We start from the raw sequence: 16256 nt of genomic DNA, 5'->3' as shown, positions 1-16256 counted from the left end.
CACCCTTCGTGAGCATCGCCACGGAGACCCCCGACTCCCCGGCCCAGGTCAGGTGAAACGCGATGCATCCGGAAGGGAGACCTCGTGTCCATCTCCAAGCAGATCACCCCCGCCCTGGCCGTCTGCGCCGCCGCGGGCTGGCTGGCCGTCGGCGTCGCGCCGGCGCAGGCCGCGGCCGCCCCCGCCGGCACGGCCGCCGCCCACCCCGTCCGTGCCTGCACCTACCGGCTGGCCCACGTCCGGTCGACCAGCTACCTCCGTGTCAGGAGGGGGCCGGGTCTGCGTTTCCGGCCGATCGGCCGGCTCACGACGGCCGGTGGCCGGGTCGCCGGGTCGTGCACCACCACGAAAGGCTGGGTCGCGGTGCAGACCTCCACCGGGCGATCGGGGTGGGCCTGGGCCCACTACCTGCGTAAGGTCGCCAAGTCCCAGCCGGCCGCTCCGGCCGCGGTTCCTTCCCTGAGCTGTACCTACCAGCTCCTCCATCAGGGCTCGACCGGCTCCCTCACCGTCTACAACGGTCCTGGTTCCGGCTTCCAGCCGATCGGCACGCTGAACGCGGGCGGGCGATTCGCCGGGTCCTGCTCCACCGCCGACGGCTGGGTCGCGGTGAAGACCTCCACCGGCAAGGTCGGCTGGACTCCCGCCCAGAAGCTCCGGAAGATCACCGGCAGGTAGCCGTTCCGGCGAGTACGCCGCCGGCGCATGCCGACACCCCGCCCCCGACCATCCCCCGTGCGTCGGGGGCGGGGACCCCGCGGCCGGCACCGGAGCTGACGCGCCCGGCACCTCACATTCATGGTCAGCGCCGATCCGGCATATCCGTACCGGCCGATGGTCGTGACGGCCGTCGTCTCGGAGCCTGCCCATCGAATGACTCCCGCGATCTGTAAAGGCATTGGCGGCAGGCGCGAATCCTGCCGAAGGGGCCGGTGAAGCGATGCCGTCAACGCTTCATCTCGTCCATGAGCTCACCGCCGGGAGAGACGGAAATCAGGCAGGAAACAACAGAAATCAATCAGGAGATCGGAGTTCCTGTGACGCAGCACGCACACGAGCACGCTCAGTCGTCCTGTCACGACGCGATCGGCGTCGACGAGCCGGAACGGGACGACGGCGGCGCACACGGGCACGAGCACGGGCATGAGCACGGGCACGGCCACGAGCACGGGGAGCACGGCCACGAGCACGGGCATGAGCACGGGCATGAGCACGGCACCCACGAGGACGCATGCCACCTTCGTGTCGACGGCGAATAGCCGCCGCCCACCTATGGCGGCGCATGCCGCTGGACCGGAAACGCGCCAATGTTCTGAGAGCACGGCGACCGCCCGAGCCCGCAAGAACTACACGGTCCTGGAATCCGGTATCCGTGCCATTTCGGCACCGCATCAGCCGGACGCTCATCCGCCGAAACGTCGAAGGGTTGGTGGGACGGAATGCCCAACAGACACGAACACGAACACGAACACGAACATGGTGAGCGGGTCGCCCGATCGGGCGAACGACATGGGCACGGTCACGTGGTCAGCGCGGCGGAGGTCGCGTCACTCCCGCGAAACCATCCACATGAGAGCACGGGACTGCTGACTCCGGCCGGCGTCCGCAATCAGGTGTTCACCGTGGTCCGCCTGCGCGAGGGCTACGCCTTGGCCGAGGTCGACGCTTTCCTCAGCCGGGTCGAGGCCACCCTGACGAGACTCCTGAGGGAGAACGAGGAACTCCGAACTCTGCACGCCCAGGCCGACGAGAGGGCGCAGCACATGCGACTCTCCCCTGGGGAAAGAGCCGCACGCATCGTGGAGATCGCGCAGGAAACCGCCGACTGGACCGTCTCCTCGGCGCGCCAGGAGGCCCAGACGATCCTCACGCGAGCCCGGGAAGAGGCGGAGGAAACGGTCGCGGATGCGCTCGAAAGAGCCACCGCACTGCAACGGGAGATCCAGGAGGGGCGGCGTGAGGCGCTGGATCAGCGGATCAGGACCCTGAGCACCTTCGTGACCGACTTCGACAGCCAGATGCAGGAGACCTTGAAAGGCCAGATCGGCCACCTGCACCGCCTGATCACACAGCTTCACGATCCTGACGACATCGCGGCGTCGCTCCCGAGCGTGCAGCACCTCAAAGCGGAGCACACGGCCCGGGACGGTGAGCGCGTGCTCGGCGCCCATGCGCCAGGCACGGTGACACCCCCGACGGGCCGGCGCTCGCACGCCTGACCTTCACGCCGCCCGGCCGCCGCGGGCGCGAGGTCGCCTGCGGCCCGATGGCGGAACCGACGGTGACGGTCATCCCCTCCACCCCTCCCGGTCCTTCCCCCCACAAATCGACCAGAGGTGTTCATCGATGCCCTCATCGGACTGGGCGCGGGCCGTAGGCCCGGCACTTGAAGGACAACCCGCCAACCGGGAGACATGGGTCGCAGTACTGCTGGTCTGTGCCTCCACTCTCACAGGGGCCTGGCTGGCCCGCCGTAACTCCCAGCGGATGACGTTGTGGCTGGCAGTGGCCTCCGCCATGATGCTGGTCACCGCTCTCGTCGACCTGCTTCCCGACGCGTGGTCGGAGTCGATGCAGGCCGGCGTGCCGCTCTGGGCGCCGGCGCTCGCCGCCACGTTCGGATTCCTCGTCATCACCTACTTCACCCGCAAAGGGTGCGGGCACGCACACGACCACTCCGAGAGGGAAGGCGGAGCCCATGCGCCAGGTCGGCATCGCCGCGTCAAGGAAGCCATCAACGCGGCCCTGTTCGGAGGCATGGGGACCGCTGCCGCACTCACGCTGCACCGCGCGATCGAGGGCGCGACTCTCGCCCTGACCGCCTCGGTCGTGGTGGTGATCGCCCTCACCATCCACTCCGCCAGTGAAGGGCTGGCTCTCGCCGCGCTGCTCGACATGGCCAGGCAGCGCCTGGCGCCCTGGCTCGTCGTGTCCTGTGTCAGCCCGGCCGTCGGAGTGCTGCTCGCCACGCTGAGCCCGCTTCCGGCTCCGCTGGTGCCGATCCTGCTCAGCATGGTGATGGGCGTGCTGCTGCGGACCGCCGTCGTCGGCATGAAACTCGCCGCGAGCAGGCAGCGAAACGGGCGGCTCTCCAGGCGCCAGGTCGCCGTGGCCGCGGCCGCCGCGGGCATCGCCGGCACGCTGCTGGCCACCGCGAACATCCTGCATGCCGAGGACGGAGCCCTTCCGCCCTCACCTTCCACGGGCCTCGCCATGAAGGACTACGCGCGACCGATTCCCTCACGGCCCGGTTCCGGCACATCGCCGGCCCCTGCCGGGCCGTTCTCCGGCGCGTACGGCCAGGCGGAGTTGCAGGCGGCGATCGCTTCGGGACGGCTCACCCTGGCCGAGGTGTTCCAGCGCGACGACGATCTCATCAAGCGCACGCCGATCGGGCGGATCCTGCGTGCCCTACCCGGACACAGCAAGGACAAAGTCACAGCTCTCATCGCGGCCGGCGGGGTCGACGAGGAGCGGCAGGTGGCAGACCTGACGGAGCAGCAGCGCCGGAAACTGCTGAAGGTGTTCGGCCGGTAGCGTGATCCGGCATGTCCCCGCCTTACGGGCCCCTGCTGATGGGCGGCAGGGGCCGGTCGCCGGATGCGTCGTGTCACGCGACGTCCGGCCGAGCCCTGACGGCGGGGCTGACATGCGGGTCGACGTACCCGCGCCGGAGGCGCCCGCCAGAAGACGGCCGGTAATCTTCTCCTTCCTGTAGATGTGTGCAAGGGGGCTGATGAGTGCGGCTCGGCAATCTGGAACGTTCGATAATGGAACTTCTGTGGAACCATCCTGAGGGCATGTTCGCCCAGGACGTCGCCCAGGCACTCCCGTCGTCCCCTGCCGTCACGACCGTTCTCACCGTGCTGGTCCGGCTCTCCCGGAAGGGCATGGTGTCCAGGCAACGGCGGGGGAGAGCGCACCTTTACCAGGCCACGGCCACGAAGGACGCCTTCGTCGCCGAAACCATGCGCGCCGCACTCGATGAGGCCACCGACCTCGCGGCCGCGGTGAACCGCTTCGTCGGCGTCGTCTCGCCCGAGGTCGCCGAGGTGCTCAGAGACGCGCTCAACGGACGGGACGGAACCGATCCGTGAACTTCTGGCTGGTCGCCGCCGGCATCTCATTGGCTCCGATCATGCTTGGCGGCCGCCTGGCCGCACGGCTGGCCACTGCGCCGTGGACCCACCAGAGCCCCCGGGCGGCGCTCGCGCTGTGGCAGGCGATCGGCCTGGCGGGAGGGTTGGGCGCGATCGGTATCGGTTTGGTGGCAGCGGTGATTCCGCTGGCCGCGGTGTTCCCGCACGGAGCCCACACCCTGATCGGCCAGATCATGGACGATCGCGGGCTGGGCGGGCTCGACTGGACGCAGATTTCCGCGCTGGCCTGGTCGCTGGGACTGGCGGTGTGGCTGCTCACCCACACGATCAGGACGGCTGTGAGAACGGCTGCCACGCAACGACGGCAGCGTCTTCTGGTGGACCTCGTCGCCGACCGCTGCCCCTCCCACGATGCCTACGTTCTGCCCGACGAGGGGCTGGCCGCCTACTGTGTTCCGGGGTGGCGCAGTCGGATCGTGCTCAGCCGCGGAACGTTGGAGCGGCTCGGCCCCCAGGAGCTCCGTGCCGTCATCGAACATGAGCGCGCTCACGCGGGAGGTCGTCATGACCTCGTCCTGCTCCCGTTCATAGCACTGCATCAGGCGTTCCCCTGGATCCCCGCGGTACGAACCGCCCGCGAGGTCGTGCCCGTGCTTCTGGAGATGATGGCCGACGATCGTGCGTCGCGGGCCCATGGCGGACTGCCGTTGGCCCGTGCCCTGGTGCAGATGGCCTCTCCCGCCGCCACGACAGCGGGAACCCCCGCTTTGGCCGAAACGGCGGTCGTGCACCGCGTGGAACGGCTTCTGCGCGGTGAGAGGCCGCGATCGACATGGGTGCCGACGGCTGTTTACAGCGCCGTGAGCCTCCTGCTCAGCGGACCGCTCGCCGTACTGATCGCGCCGTTGATCTGCATCGGGATCGTGCAGGCCTGAGGGCGCTGCCAAGGGTTCGACGTCGCGCGTTCTCGCGAACGGGGGGCTCCTCGCCGAGGCCCGGCCGGGTCTCCCCGTCCCGGCCCTTACGGCATTCATATTCGACGTGCTGTAGAACTTCGACGTGACGTAGAAGATGCGATGGGCGCGGGAGTCTCATGAGCGGCGACAGACGTGAAGTGATCAGTGGGCGGCTTTCAGCGGGAACAGCCGGAACCAGGGTCCCCGCCCATGCCGGGAATGGCGACATCCCGCCGGCTCAAGGAGCTGGAGCAGGCGAGCGGACGTGACGCCGAAGTGCGGTTCCTCCGCCTGATGATCGCTCACCACCAGGCGGGCGTGCGGATGGCCGAGGCGGCCCTCGGCCTGAGCGACGATCCTCAGGTGCGCCGGATGGCCACGTCCATGGTCGCCGCTCAACAGAGCGAAATCGGCCTGATGAAGCGGATGCTGGTCGCGCGCGGAGAGAACGAGCGCACTCAGTCACCCTGAACCGGCGCCCGCGCGCCGGCTTCCACGGCCAAGGGCAGGCGTCGTTCCGCGGACCTTGCGCGCGACATCGCCGCCTCGTGCTCCCAGGGGAGGCCTCGTGCTCCCAGGGGAGTACGACGGACATCACGTACCCGGCCGGAAGTTGCGGCGGCGAGCGCTGAGCTGGCATCGAGGCGACGCCCGCCGACACCCGACACCGTTTTTCTTCTACGTCCGGCAGAAGACAACCGGTCTTCTCGCCGGTCTTCGACATGGAGCGGATATGACGACGAACCTGAAGATCACTCTCGGCATCGCCGCGGCAATGGCCATGATTGTCGCCGCGGTCATGGTGTTCGGCCGGTCCGGAGATCCGACGGCGCCCGCTGCCGCGAGCCCAGGGCGGGCACTTCCCGCCGATCATCTGGTGCGCGAGGACAGTCACAGGCTGTCCACCGCGGCCGACGGCAAGGTGACGCTGGTGGAGTTCCTGGACTTCGAGTGCGAAGCCTGCGCCGCCACCTTCCCGCACATGGAGCGGATCCGGGCCGAGTACGACGGGCGGATCACCGTCGTCGTCCGCTACTTCCCCCTGCCGGGGCACCGCAACGCCCCACTCGCCGCGCAGGCCGCCGAGGCGGCCGCCAAGCAGGGCAAGTTCGAGGCCATGTACGCCAGGCTGTTCGAGACGCAGCGCCAGTGGGGCGAGGCCTCCGACTCGAAGGAAGCGTTCTTTCTCGACCTGGCCGAGCGACTCGGACTCGACGCGGTTGCCTTCAAGCGTGACCTGCGCGCCCCCGAGACGATCGAGCGCGTGAAGAAGGACCAGGGCGACGGGCTCGCGCTGGGCGTGCAGCGGACGCCGACCATCTTCTTCAACGGCGCGGCGCTGGATGTGCCGCCCAGCTACGAGAACCTGAAGGCCGCGATCGACGCCGCGCTCGCCTCATGACCGTCCACGAGAGCCGGCAGCGCGAGACCTCCGCCGCGAGGTCACGGACGATCGTCACCCGGGCGTTGCCGTTCGTGCTCACGCTCGGTGGCGGCGGTGGTCTCGTCGCGGCCTTTCTGCTCATGGTCGAACGGCTCCGGCTGGCCGCCGATCCGGACTACGTGCCGAGTTGCAGCATCAATCCGATCCTGAGCTGCGGGTCGGTGATGAAAACGGAACAGGCCGCCCTCTTCGGCTTCCCCAATCCGCTCATCGGCGTCGCGGCGTTCTCCGTCGTGATCGCGGTGGGCATGGCTCTGCTGGCGGGAGCTCGGTTCCGTTCGTGGTTCTGGTACGGCCTGCAGGCCGGCACGCTCGCCGGTGTCCTGTTCGTCCACTGGCTGATCTTCCAGAGCCTTTACCGGATCGGCGCGTTGTGCCCCTACTGCATGGTCGTCTGGTCGGTCACCATCCCTGTCTTCTGGTATGTGACCTTGGCGAACCTGGAAGCGGGCCGGATCCCGCTGCCAGGAGTCGCGCGCCGGTTCGCCGCCGCGGCGGCCCGGTACCACACGGTCGTGTTGACCGTCTGGGCGTTCGTGATCGCCGGCCTTGTCCTGGAGCGCTTCTGGGCCTACTGGATCACCTTGCTCTGACGGCGCGGGCCGCGTCGTCCGGTGCGACCACATACCACGGCGGCCGGGGGCGGCCGGGAACGCGAGGGCAGGCAGGCGGGCTTCGTGGCGAGGTCTCCGCCGTGTGGGCCCTGAACCGCCACGCCGGCGAACTCGGCCGATGGCCAGCGAAAAGTTGTGATTCCCGCTGTCATCGGCATCTTCCGATGTTTCCGGTGCGATCGCTATCATCGAGGAATGTCGATGATAAGTGCGGGAGCGGCCGCGACCGCCCGAACCGAGCTGGCAGCCGCCGGCGCGTTGTTCCGCTCACTCGGTGATCCGGTCCGGCTCGCGATCGTCCGGCTCCTGGCCGACGGTGAACGCCGGGTCGTCGACCTGACCACAGAGCTGGGGCTGGCGCAGTCGACGGCGTCGTCGCATCTGGCCTGCCTGCGCGGTTGCGGCCTGGTCGTCGGCCGGCCGGAAGGGCGGCAGATGTTCTACGCGCTGGCCCGGCCCGAGCTGCTGGATCTGCTGCGCGCCGCCGAGACGCTCCTGGCGGCGACCGGCGAGGCCGTGGCCCTGTGTCCGAACTACGGAGCCGCCGCATCGGATGTCACCGCTCCAGAAGGCGGAGCGTGCGGTGAGTGACGCGTGCTGTGGTCACGATGAGCCCCGGGCACTCGGCGATGCCGCGGTAGCCGAAGAGCGTGAGCCCGAGCGGTTGTGGCAGGTGTCGGAACTGCGCTGGGCCGCGGTCGCCGGTGTCCTGCTGCTGGCCGGCTACGGCAGCGGCTGGGCGGGCGGGCCGGCGTGGGGCGCGTCGACCCTGCAGGCGTTGGCACTGGCGGCCGGGGCATGGACATTCGTGCCCTCCACCCTGCGACGCCTGGCCAAGGGCAAGGTCGGTGTCGGAACGCTGATGACGATCGCCGCCGTCGGCGCGACCGCGCTGGGAGCGCTCGGCGAGGCCGCCATGCTGGCCTTCCTGTACTCCATGAGCGAGGGCCTGGAGGAGTACTCGCTGGCCCGCACCCGCCGTGGACTGCGCGCCCTGCTGGCGCTGGTGCCCGATGAGGCCACGGTGCTCCGCGACGGCGCCGAGGTGGCGATCGCTCCCGCCGAACTGCGTACGGGCGATGTGATGCTGGTCAAGCCCGGCGAGCGGATCGCCACCGACGGGATCATCCGCGCCGGTCGCACCGCGCTGGACGTCTCGGCCATCACCGGCGAATCGGTTCCGGTCGAGGCCGAACCCGGCAGCGAGGTGTTCGCCGGATCGATCAACGGCACCGGCGCGCTGGAGATCGAGGTCACCACCACCGCGGCCGACAACTCCCTGGCCCGCATTGTGGCCATCGTCGAGGCTGAACAGGGCCGCAAGGGTTCCAGCCAGCGCCTGGCCGACAGGATCGCCCGCCCGTTGGTGCCCGGCGTGATGATCGTCGCGGCGTCGATCGCGCTGATCGGCAGCGCGCTCGGCGACCCGCTGGTCTGGATCGAACGGGCCCTGGTCGTACTCGTGGCCGCCTCGCCGTGCGCGCTGGCCATCTCCGTCCCGGTCACCGTGGTCGCCGCCGTCGGTGCGGCGAGCAGGCTCGGCGTGCTCGTCAAGGGGGGCGCGGCGCTGGAGCGCCTGGGCGTGGTCAAGACGATCGCCTTGGACAAGACCGGCACGCTGACCCGCAACCGGCCCACCGTCATCGAGGTGGTGGCGACCGGTCCCGGCATCTCGGAAGAGCGCGTGCTGGCGCTGGCGGCCGCGCTGGAGGCACGCAGCGAACATCCCCTGGCGCGCGCGATCCTGGCTGCCGCGGCCACCGTCCCTGCCGCCGAGGAGGTGGAAGCGGTCACCGGCGCCGGTCTCGTCGGGTTCGTAGCCGGCCGCCGGGTACGGCTGGGGCGCCCGGGCTGGCTGGAGCCGGGTGCTCTGGCCGCCGAAGTGACCCGCATGCAGCACTCGGGCGCGACCACTGTGCTGGTCGAGGACGACGGCCACGTGGTCGGTCTGATAGCCGTGCGCGACGAACTCCGCCCCGAGGCGGCCGAGGTGGTCACCCGGCTGCGCGAAGGGGGCTACCGGATCGCGATGCTGACGGGCGACAACCGCGCCACCGCCGCCGCGCTCGCCGCCCAGGCGGGTATCGAGCAGGTGCATGGCGACCTGCGTCCCGAGGACAAGGCGGCCGTCATCGCGAAGCTGCGCGGCGAGCAGAGTACGGCGATGGTCGGCGACGGCGTCAACGACGCACCCGCCCTGGCCACCGCCGATCTGGGCATCGCGATGGGCGCGATGGGTACCGACGTGGCGATCGAAACCGCCGACGTCGCCCTGATGGGGGAGGATCTGCGCCACCTGCCGCAGGCCCTGGAACACGCCCGAAACGCCCGGCGGATCATGCTGCAGAACGTCGGCCTCTCACTGGCCATCGTGGTCGCGCTGATGCCGCTCGCGCTGCTGGGCGTGCTCGGCCTGGCCGCCGTGGTGGCCGTGCACGAGATCGCCGAGGTCGTGGTCATCGCCAACGGCGTGCGTGCCGGCCGGGCCCGCCCCTTGCGGACGGTCGGCAGCCCGGCCCCGTCGGCCGCCCCCGAAAGGGCACTCGCGTGAATGTCGCTGCCGCCCGGTTGCCGGGCAGCGACGACCACGCTCTGTCAGGCCGTCTGGTCGAGCGCTGGAGGCGGAACGGCTGCGACCCGACTCAGCTGCCGGCGGGCTCGCCGGCTCCTCGTGTCGTCCCGGGCGCCGTGATGCCGGTCAGTCGGCAGAGGACGGCGAATCCATCCTCGCTCCCGGGCCAATGCCGCCGCACGGCATCCGGCCCGGCACGGCGAACGACTCTGCGGAGAACAACGGTGACGACGATCGCGTCGTCGACGTACCCCAGGACAGGGATGAAGTCGGGAACGAGGTCGAACGGAAGCGCCAGATACACCATCAACAACGCGAGCTGAACTCGAACACCACGGGGCAGGGTCCTGTCACCCGCCAGACGACGCAGAAGGCGTAACAGATCCGGCAGGATCCGCAGGGCTTCCTTCAAGAGACCGGCTTCGGGCCGAACGACGATCAGCGCGACGATCAGCAGGAGCCAGGTTGCCAACAGCGCGATGGCGATGCCGGCCGCGATGTCCCACCACATGCGTCACTCCTTCGTCGTCGCGTCGTCGGAGGTCCGCCCTCGGCCACCGCGAACGGGCGGCCGGAATCCAGCGGTGTCATCCTGCAGAGTAGCGCTCGTCCTCCGGCGACCCGCGAACCGGTGCCGAACGCGGTCCCGGCCGGAGTGCCTTCTCACGAGAGCGTGCCGGCCGGGCCTGCTGTACGGGGTCGAGGTCATGCTGTCGCAGGTTCGCCCCCGCGGGGCCCGCTCACGCTCGTAGGTCATCTCGCCGTGCGTGCGGCGAGGTGGCCCCACAGTCGCCCCATATGGGAATAGGGACAACTTTGTCCGCCGTTTGGACGGGTACCTCTGTCCAGAACCGCATCCAGCGGACGCATGGGGTGATCACCTTGAGCGCATGGCATCACTGCTCCATCAAGACCCGTGTGACCATCGTGGCGAGCGCCGTCATGGCGCTGGTCTGCGCCATCTCCAGCGTGCTGCTGCTGACGGCCGGTCCCCAGCCTCCGCTCTACGCAAGCGCGGCAGTACTGGCCGGACTCGTCGGCGGTTCGCTTCTGCTGATCGCGGCCACCGCGTTCGGGACGTACTGGATGATGAGCAGGACCCTCCAGCCGGTGTACGCCATCAGCGGGAAACTCGCCACGATCCGGCCCTCCAATCTGAGCGAGCGGGTTCCGCTGCCGCGTCATGACGACGAGTTCAAGGAGCTTGCGCAGACCACCAACCAGACGTTGGAACGGGCCGGAACGGCGATCCAGCAGCAGTTGAGGTTCGCCTCGGACACCTCTCATGACCTGCGCAACCCGCTCGCGGCCATGCGTACCGAGATCGAGGACGCGCTCGTGCGGCCGGAGGAGACCGACTGGGTGGCAACCGGAAACAGGCTGCTGGAGTCCGTCGAGCGGCTGCAGGACCTGGTGACCAACCTGCTGGAGATCTCCCGGCTCGACGCGGGCGTCGTCGGTCAGCACGACCTGCTCAACCTCGCCGTTCTGGTGGCCGGCGAGCTCGACCACCGGCAGCGCGACCACCGGCAAAGCAAGATCAGGGTGGTCAAGAGGTTCAGCAGCGGCGTGATGGTCCACGGCGACCGGATCGGCCTGGAACGGCTGCTGCACAACCTCCTGGACAACGCCGAACGCCACGCCCGCTCCAGCGTCACGGTCACCGTCGAGCATCGGGGCGACGCGGCGGTGCTGGAGGTCCACGACGACGGGAGCGGGGTGCCGCCCGAGCAGCGGGAAGCCGTCTTCCAGCGTTTCGTCCGCCTGCCGGACGCCCGCGCCAAGGACGCCGGCGGCAGCGGCCTGGGACTGCCCATCGCCCGGGAGATCGCCGAAGCCCATGGCGGCACCCTCATCCTCGAAGACAGCCCCTGCGGAGCACGGTTCGTCGCGCGCTTCCCCCGGCCGATCGCGCTGCCGGCGACCACCAGATAGCGACGCCCCGGCACTCCTCCGGGTTGATCATGCCTGCTCTGCCGCACGCCTGCTTGTCAGGCATGTTGAGCGATGACCCTTTTCCAACCTGATCACTGTCATCTCAAGCGCGGCTGAGACCGATGCGCGGCCTGCGAACCGACCGGACCGCGCGTCGTGCTCCGCCACCGGATCCGTCACGGGATCAGCCATGCCGACCGACCCTGGTGATGAGTTGTCGCGCCCGCACCCGTCACACCTACGACGGGACACGACGAAGCGGAAGGATGACGTGATGAGTGCGGACACGCGGCTGGAGGAGCTGGGCGTGAGCGGTCTGGGCGAGGTCGACGAGCCGGCGTTCTCGGGGCTGGCGGAGCGGCACCGGCGGGAGCTGCACGTGCACTGCTACCGGATGCTCGGGTCGTTCGAGGACGCCGAGGACACCGTGCAGGAGACGTTCCTCCGTGCCTGGCGGCGGCGGGAGACCTTCGAGGGGCGGTCGACGTTCCGGGCCTGGCTGTACCGGATCGCCACCAACGCCTGCCTGGATCTGCTCGCCAGGTGCCGCCCGGAGCCCGCGACCGGCGGTGAGGTGCTGTGGCTGCAGCCCTACCCGGACCGGCTGCTCGACGAGCTGCCCGCGGGTGACGCGGACGAGCCGGAGACCGTCGCCCTCGCGCGGGAGACGATCGAGCTGGCGTACCTGGTCGCAGTCCAGCACCTCGCGCCGCGCCCGCGGGCCGTGCTGATCCTGCGGGACGTGCTCGGCTGGCCGGCGAAGGACGTCGCGGAGCTCCTCGGGGACTCCGTCAACTCCGTGAACAGCGCGCTGCAGCGGGCCCGCGCCGGCATGCGGGAGCACCTGCCCGCCGAGCGGCAGGACTGGACCGGCGGCGAGGAGGACGCCGGGACGCGCGAGCTGGTGCGCCGCTATACCGACGCCAGCGTGGCCACGGACGTCGACGGGCTCGCCGCACTGCTGCGGGACGACGTCCGCTGCTCGATGCCGCCCACGCCGGGCCTGCAGGTCGGCCGCGACGCGGTGGTGAACGACTGGGTCGAGAGCGGCTTCGAGAGCATGGAGCACCTGCGCGCCGTCCTCACCTCCGTGAACCGGCAGCCCGCCGTCGCCTTCTACCTCTGGCGGAAGCCGGAGGACGCGTACCTGCCGCTGACGATCGACGTCCTGCGCATCACCGGCGGGGCGATCACCGAGATCGTCACGTTCCACGACGACCAGTTTCCGCGGCTCGGGCTGCCGGAGCGCCTGCCGGCGGACGGCACGGAGTAGTCCCGGTGCGGACGCTCGTGCTGCGCGGTGGCGCGCGTGTCCCGGTGGTCGCGGCCGAGTGGTGCGACGCGTTCGGCGTCGTCACCCGCGGCCGGGTGCAACTGGAGCTGCGCGACGGCGAACCCGGGCCGGTCCTCGGACGCGACGCCGGGTTCTGGCTGCGCGGCACCGGCGTCCGCGCCCTGCGGAACCCCGGCCGTCGCACGGCGAGGGTGCGCATCGTCACGCCCAGGGCCGGGACCGTCACATGCCAGTCGGCACATCCCGTACGCCAGTCATCGAATGATGGAGGAACGACATGAACAGCATGAATGACACCGGGGTCGTCGCAGGCCCGGCATCGGGCCGGACCAGCCGCACCCACCGACTCCGCGGGCTCGCCGTCACCGGCTCCATCGCCACGCTCGCGGCGATGGTGGCCACCACCCTCGCCGCCGCGCTCGCCCAGGCCGTCGGCGTCGACTTCGAGGTCCCCGACGGTGGCGAGACGATCCCGTTGCCCGGGTTCGCCGTCGTGACCGGCTTCTTCTCGGTCGTGGGCATCGTCATCGCCGCCGCTCTTCTTCGTTGGAGCGCTCGCCCCGCCGAGCGATTCGTGTGGACGGCGGTGTCGCTGACCGCGGTCTCGTTGGTCCCGCCCTTCCTCTCCGGGGCGAACCCCGCCACCGCCACCGCCCTCCTCGGGCTGCACCTCGTCGCTGCGGCGGTGATGATCCCCGCTCTGGCGCGGAGCCTCCGCACCCGGACCGATTGACGAACTGAACGACCTGATCCACAGGTATCGACTATTTCTCGGCATGTTGCTCCCGGTCCCACCGGCGTCGGCCGCCGACCTCCGCGACATGTGATCCTCGCCGAGCACCTGACCTGGCGTCTGCGCGGCCTTGGCCCGAAACCGGTCGCTGCAGGACGCCACCGGCCGCCGCCCCGACGGCCTGTAGGCACGCCGGACACCCATGGGTACGTGAAGTGCGCGCCCTGCACGACGACCGGCCGGTCACGCGGTCGGGTTGGCGCGGCGGGGCAGCACCGCCCGCGACGCCCCGAACCTCTGCGACTCGTCAGGGTTCGAGGTCGGCCACTCCCTTGCCGCTCGCGATGTCGAACGGCACAGACACCTGGTCGTGCGCGATCAACCACTCGCCGTCGATCTTCCGGAAGCAGAAAGTGGCCCGGACCCACATCCCGCTCGTCGCCGTCCCGTTCTTCAGCGTGCCGCTGAGCCGCCCGAAACCGTGCCCGAACGCCACATCATCGCCCACGGTGAGAGCCAGATCGCGTACCTCATAAGTCACATCCTGGAAGAACATGAACACCTTCGCCCAGTTCTTCAACTTCGCCGCAACCCCTACATGCTGCAGCGGCGGCTCGACGTCGAAGGACACGACGTCCGCCGTGTAGAGCTGCTTCAGGACTTCGAGATCCTTGGCCCGGATTCCTTCGACGATCTTGTCGACCTGCTGCCCGATCTTGGCTTCGTCTTCCTCGCGCTGCGTGGACATCGCCACCCATCCCTTCCGATCGGTGTGAAATCTCGGCTTCTACTGGTACGACGACACAGCCACCGGAGATGTCAGGTCCGCGGCTGCCGTATCGCATCCGCCGTTCGGGCAGCGCCCTCCGGAGGTTCGGCCGACGGTGACCGGGGACGGTGCCTCCGTCAGGCGTCGTCGAGGGAGAGGGCGGCCATCGTGGCGGTGACGAGGACGAGAAGCGCCAGGTAGCTCCATGCGTGGAGCCTGTCGGGGATGCGCGGCGGACGGCGGCGCATGACGACGATCACCGGCAGGGCGCCGGCGAGGAGCGCCGCGGCGGCGCCGAGGTCGACCGGACCATAGAGGAAAACGCCCGCGGACGCGGGGATCCCCGCGTTCTCCGCGCCGAAGAGGACGAGCGCCGGCGTGGCGACGGCGAGCGTCAGCGGGTTGGCCAGCGTGGTGGCCGTGCGCATGTCATGGCCCAGCCTGCGAAGCAGGGGAACGGTCATGACACTGCCGCCGACACCGAGGAACGACGCCGTCGCGCCGATGGGGATGCCGAGCGCGGCACGGATACGACCGGTCTCCCCTCCGCGGCCGGAGCCCGTGACCGCGCATTCCGCTCGGCGGTGGAGGAATCCGGGCCGCACGAGTACGTCGACGATCGTGGCGACGAGGTAGGCGATGAAGGCCCACTGCGTCACGGACGCCGGGGTCCACCGGGTCGCGAGGGCGCCGAGCGCGCCACCGACGGCGAGGAGGGCCAGCAGGGGCGTGCTCCGGCGCAGCAGGCTCAGGACGGCGCGGTCGGCCGCGACGGTCGCGACGCACGCGTTGAAGATCATGACCACGGCGGATGTCGCGACCGCGACATGGGCCGCGTCGGCGCCGAGACGCGCGTCGGCCCACACGATGACCGGCACGGTGACGAACCCGCCGCCGAACCCGAACAGCACGGTGGTCAGGCCGGTGAGGAGGCCGATCCCGGCCAGCACGAGGACACTCACGAACCACGAGTCAAGCAAGGCCTGCTCCTGGCGGACAATCGAAGTACGGCCCAAATATTTCGAGAATCGGCCACTACGCTGGGCGGGTGCGGAACGTTCAGCTCGCCGACGTCGATCGGGTCGCGAGAGCCGTGCTGCCCATCGGGACGGACTACGCCCCCGGACAGGTTCTCGACTGGCACCGGCATCGGCGCGCGCAGTTCCTGTACGGCGCCACGGGCGTGATGATCGTCGAGACCGACGACGGGACGTGGACGGTGCCGACCGACCGCGCCGTCCTCATCCCGGCGGACACCCGCCACCGCGTCAGGATGCTGGACGTCAGCACCCGCAGCCTCTACATCGAGCCGGACGCGGTGCCCTGGTGGCCCCACGCGTGCACCGTCGTCGACGTCACCCCTCTTCTCCGTGAGCTGTTGCTCGCCGCCGTCGAATTCGAGGCCGAGTACGACCTCGCCGGCCGCGAGGGGGCGATCGCGGCACTGTTGCTGCACGAGATCACCCGCCTGAGCCCGGTGCCGCTCCACGTCGGGCTGCCCTCGTCGCCGGACCTTGCGGATCTCTGCCGCGAGTACCTCGCCGACCCTGACGTCCAGGTCACCAATGAGGACTGGGCGCGCCGCCTGGTCATGAGCGAGCGCGCCTTCACCCGCCGCTTCCGTCGTGAGACGGGCATCAGTCCGGCCGCCTGGCGCACGCGCGCTCGGCTCGTCGCCTCGGTGCCACTGCTGCGCACGTCCACGATCACTCAGGTCGCGAGCCGCCTGGGCTACTCCTCGCCGGCGTCGTTCACCGCGGCCTTCTCGCGCGCGTTCGGATTCGCTCCTTCCGCGCTGGCCGTGAAATAGATCGGTCGCCTTGCCGACTCCGTGACGGG

At 69.9% G+C, this 16256-nt stretch carries 19 protein-coding genes; 15 read left to right on the top strand and 4 right to left on the bottom strand.

The window, feature by feature from the left end; translation table 11 throughout:
• Positions 1-84: 84 nt before the first annotated feature.
• Positions 85-678 (top strand): SH3 domain-containing protein, encoded by a 594-nt coding sequence (locus AWQ70_RS38850; protein WP_067175214.1) that lies wholly within the window; start codon positions 85-87, stop codon positions 676-678.
• Between the two features lie 293 nt (positions 679-971).
• Here the strand turns inward: AWQ70_RS38850 and AWQ70_RS38845 are convergent, their stop codons facing one another.
• Positions 972-1223 carry a hypothetical protein gene (locus tag AWQ70_RS38845; protein WP_157530055.1) on the bottom strand — a complete coding sequence of 84 codons (252 nt, stop codon included), beginning with the start codon at positions 1221-1223 and terminating at the stop codon, positions 972-974.
• A 216-nt stretch (positions 1224-1439) separates the two neighbouring features.
• Between AWQ70_RS38845 and AWQ70_RS13635 the strand changes: the two genes are divergently transcribed.
• The 9 genes from AWQ70_RS13635 (at position 1440) to AWQ70_RS13595 (ending at position 9665) form a co-directional block, all read left to right on the top strand.
• The gene (locus AWQ70_RS13635; RefSeq protein ID WP_084516983.1) at positions 1440-2219 is read left to right on the top strand and encodes a DivIVA domain-containing protein; all 780 of its coding nucleotides are present in this window, start codon (positions 1440-1442) and stop codon (positions 2217-2219) included.
• A gap of 127 nt (positions 2220-2346) precedes the next feature.
• The gene (locus AWQ70_RS13630; protein WP_218004521.1) at positions 2347-3537 is read left to right on the top strand and encodes a ZIP family transporter; all 1191 of its coding nucleotides are present in this window, start codon (positions 2347-2349) and stop codon (positions 3535-3537) included.
• A 203-nt stretch (positions 3538-3740) separates the two neighbouring features.
• On the top strand, positions 3741-4097 hold the full coding sequence (locus AWQ70_RS13625) for a BlaI/MecI/CopY family transcriptional regulator (protein ID WP_084516981.1): 357 nt from the start codon (positions 3741-3743) through the stop codon (positions 4095-4097).
• Positions 4094-5035 carry a M56 family metallopeptidase gene (locus AWQ70_RS13620; RefSeq protein WP_084516979.1) on the top strand — a complete coding sequence of 314 codons (942 nt, stop codon included), beginning with the start codon at positions 4094-4096 and terminating at the stop codon, positions 5033-5035. The genes AWQ70_RS13625 and AWQ70_RS13620 overlap by 4 nt, the downstream gene beginning before the upstream one ends.
• Before the next feature lie 186 nt (positions 5036-5221).
• Positions 5222-5527 (top strand): DUF305 domain-containing protein, encoded by a 306-nt coding sequence (locus AWQ70_RS13615; protein ID WP_281196923.1) that lies wholly within the window; start codon positions 5222-5224, stop codon positions 5525-5527.
• A gap of 262 nt (positions 5528-5789) precedes the next feature.
• Positions 5790-6458: a DsbA family protein gene (locus AWQ70_RS13610; protein ID WP_067175199.1), complete on the top strand. Its 669-nt coding sequence runs from the start codon at positions 5790-5792 to the stop codon at positions 6456-6458.
• A complete protein-coding gene (locus AWQ70_RS13605) occupies positions 6455-7093 on the top strand; it encodes a vitamin K epoxide reductase family protein (RefSeq protein WP_067175197.1) in 639 nt (212 codons plus the stop codon). The genes AWQ70_RS13610 and AWQ70_RS13605 overlap by 4 nt, the downstream gene beginning before the upstream one ends.
• Before the next feature lie 216 nt (positions 7094-7309).
• Positions 7310-7705: an ArsR/SmtB family transcription factor gene (locus tag AWQ70_RS13600; protein ID WP_067175194.1), complete on the top strand. Its 396-nt coding sequence runs from the start codon at positions 7310-7312 to the stop codon at positions 7703-7705.
• Positions 7698-9665, top strand: coding sequence for a heavy metal translocating P-type ATPase (locus AWQ70_RS13595; RefSeq protein ID WP_067175192.1), 1968 nt, complete (start codon positions 7698-7700; stop codon positions 9663-9665). The genes AWQ70_RS13600 and AWQ70_RS13595 overlap by 8 nt, the downstream gene beginning before the upstream one ends.
• A gap of 91 nt (positions 9666-9756) precedes the next feature.
• On the opposite strand, the gene AWQ70_RS13590 is transcribed toward AWQ70_RS13595, so the two are convergent.
• Positions 9757-10197, bottom strand: coding sequence for a YkvA family protein (locus AWQ70_RS13590; RefSeq protein ID WP_067175189.1), 441 nt, complete (start codon positions 10195-10197; stop codon positions 9757-9759).
• Positions 10198-10568: 371 nt separating this feature from the next.
• Here AWQ70_RS13590 and AWQ70_RS13585 point away from each other — a divergent pair, with 371 nt between their 5' ends.
• From AWQ70_RS13585 to AWQ70_RS13570, 4 genes are all read left to right on the top strand, one after another.
• Positions 10569-11621, top strand: coding sequence for a sensor histidine kinase (locus tag AWQ70_RS13585; protein WP_169808659.1), 1053 nt, complete (start codon positions 10569-10571; stop codon positions 11619-11621).
• A 274-nt stretch (positions 11622-11895) separates the two neighbouring features.
• Positions 11896-12894 carry an RNA polymerase subunit sigma-70 gene (locus AWQ70_RS13580; RefSeq protein ID WP_067175183.1) on the top strand — a complete coding sequence of 333 codons (999 nt, stop codon included), beginning with the start codon at positions 11896-11898 and terminating at the stop codon, positions 12892-12894.
• Positions 12895-12899: 5 nt separating this feature from the next.
• The gene (locus AWQ70_RS13575) at positions 12900-13196 is read left to right on the top strand and encodes a hypothetical protein (protein WP_067175180.1); all 297 of its coding nucleotides are present in this window, start codon (positions 12900-12902) and stop codon (positions 13194-13196) included.
• The gene (locus AWQ70_RS13570; protein ID WP_067175177.1) at positions 13193-13648 is read left to right on the top strand and encodes a DUF6069 family protein; all 456 of its coding nucleotides are present in this window, start codon (positions 13193-13195) and stop codon (positions 13646-13648) included. Before AWQ70_RS13575 ends, AWQ70_RS13570 begins: the two co-directional genes overlap by 4 nt.
• Positions 13649-13955: 307 nt before the next feature.
• Here the strand turns inward: AWQ70_RS13570 and AWQ70_RS13565 are convergent, their stop codons facing one another.
• Complete coding sequence (locus tag AWQ70_RS13565; protein ID WP_067175173.1) at positions 13956-14396, bottom strand: YybH family protein; 441 nt, start codon at positions 14394-14396, stop codon at positions 13956-13958.
• A gap of 158 nt (positions 14397-14554) precedes the next feature.
• Positions 14555-15397 carry a sulfite exporter TauE/SafE family protein gene (locus tag AWQ70_RS13560; RefSeq protein WP_245646940.1) on the bottom strand — a complete coding sequence of 281 codons (843 nt, stop codon included), beginning with the start codon at positions 15395-15397 and terminating at the stop codon, positions 14555-14557.
• A 68-nt stretch (positions 15398-15465) separates the two neighbouring features.
• Here AWQ70_RS13560 and AWQ70_RS13555 point away from each other — a divergent pair, with 68 nt between their 5' ends.
• On the top strand, positions 15466-16227 hold the full coding sequence (locus tag AWQ70_RS13555; protein WP_067175170.1) for an AraC family transcriptional regulator: 762 nt from the start codon (positions 15466-15468) through the stop codon (positions 16225-16227).
• Positions 16228-16256: the final 29 nt, after the last annotated feature.

It is taken from the genome of Microtetraspora niveoalba (assembly GCF_001570405.1).
GTDB lineage: Bacteria > Actinomycetota > Actinomycetes > Streptosporangiales > Streptosporangiaceae > Microtetraspora > Microtetraspora niveoalba.
Note: the sequence above shows the minus strand (reverse complement) of the source record. Positions and strands in the feature narration are given on the sequence as shown.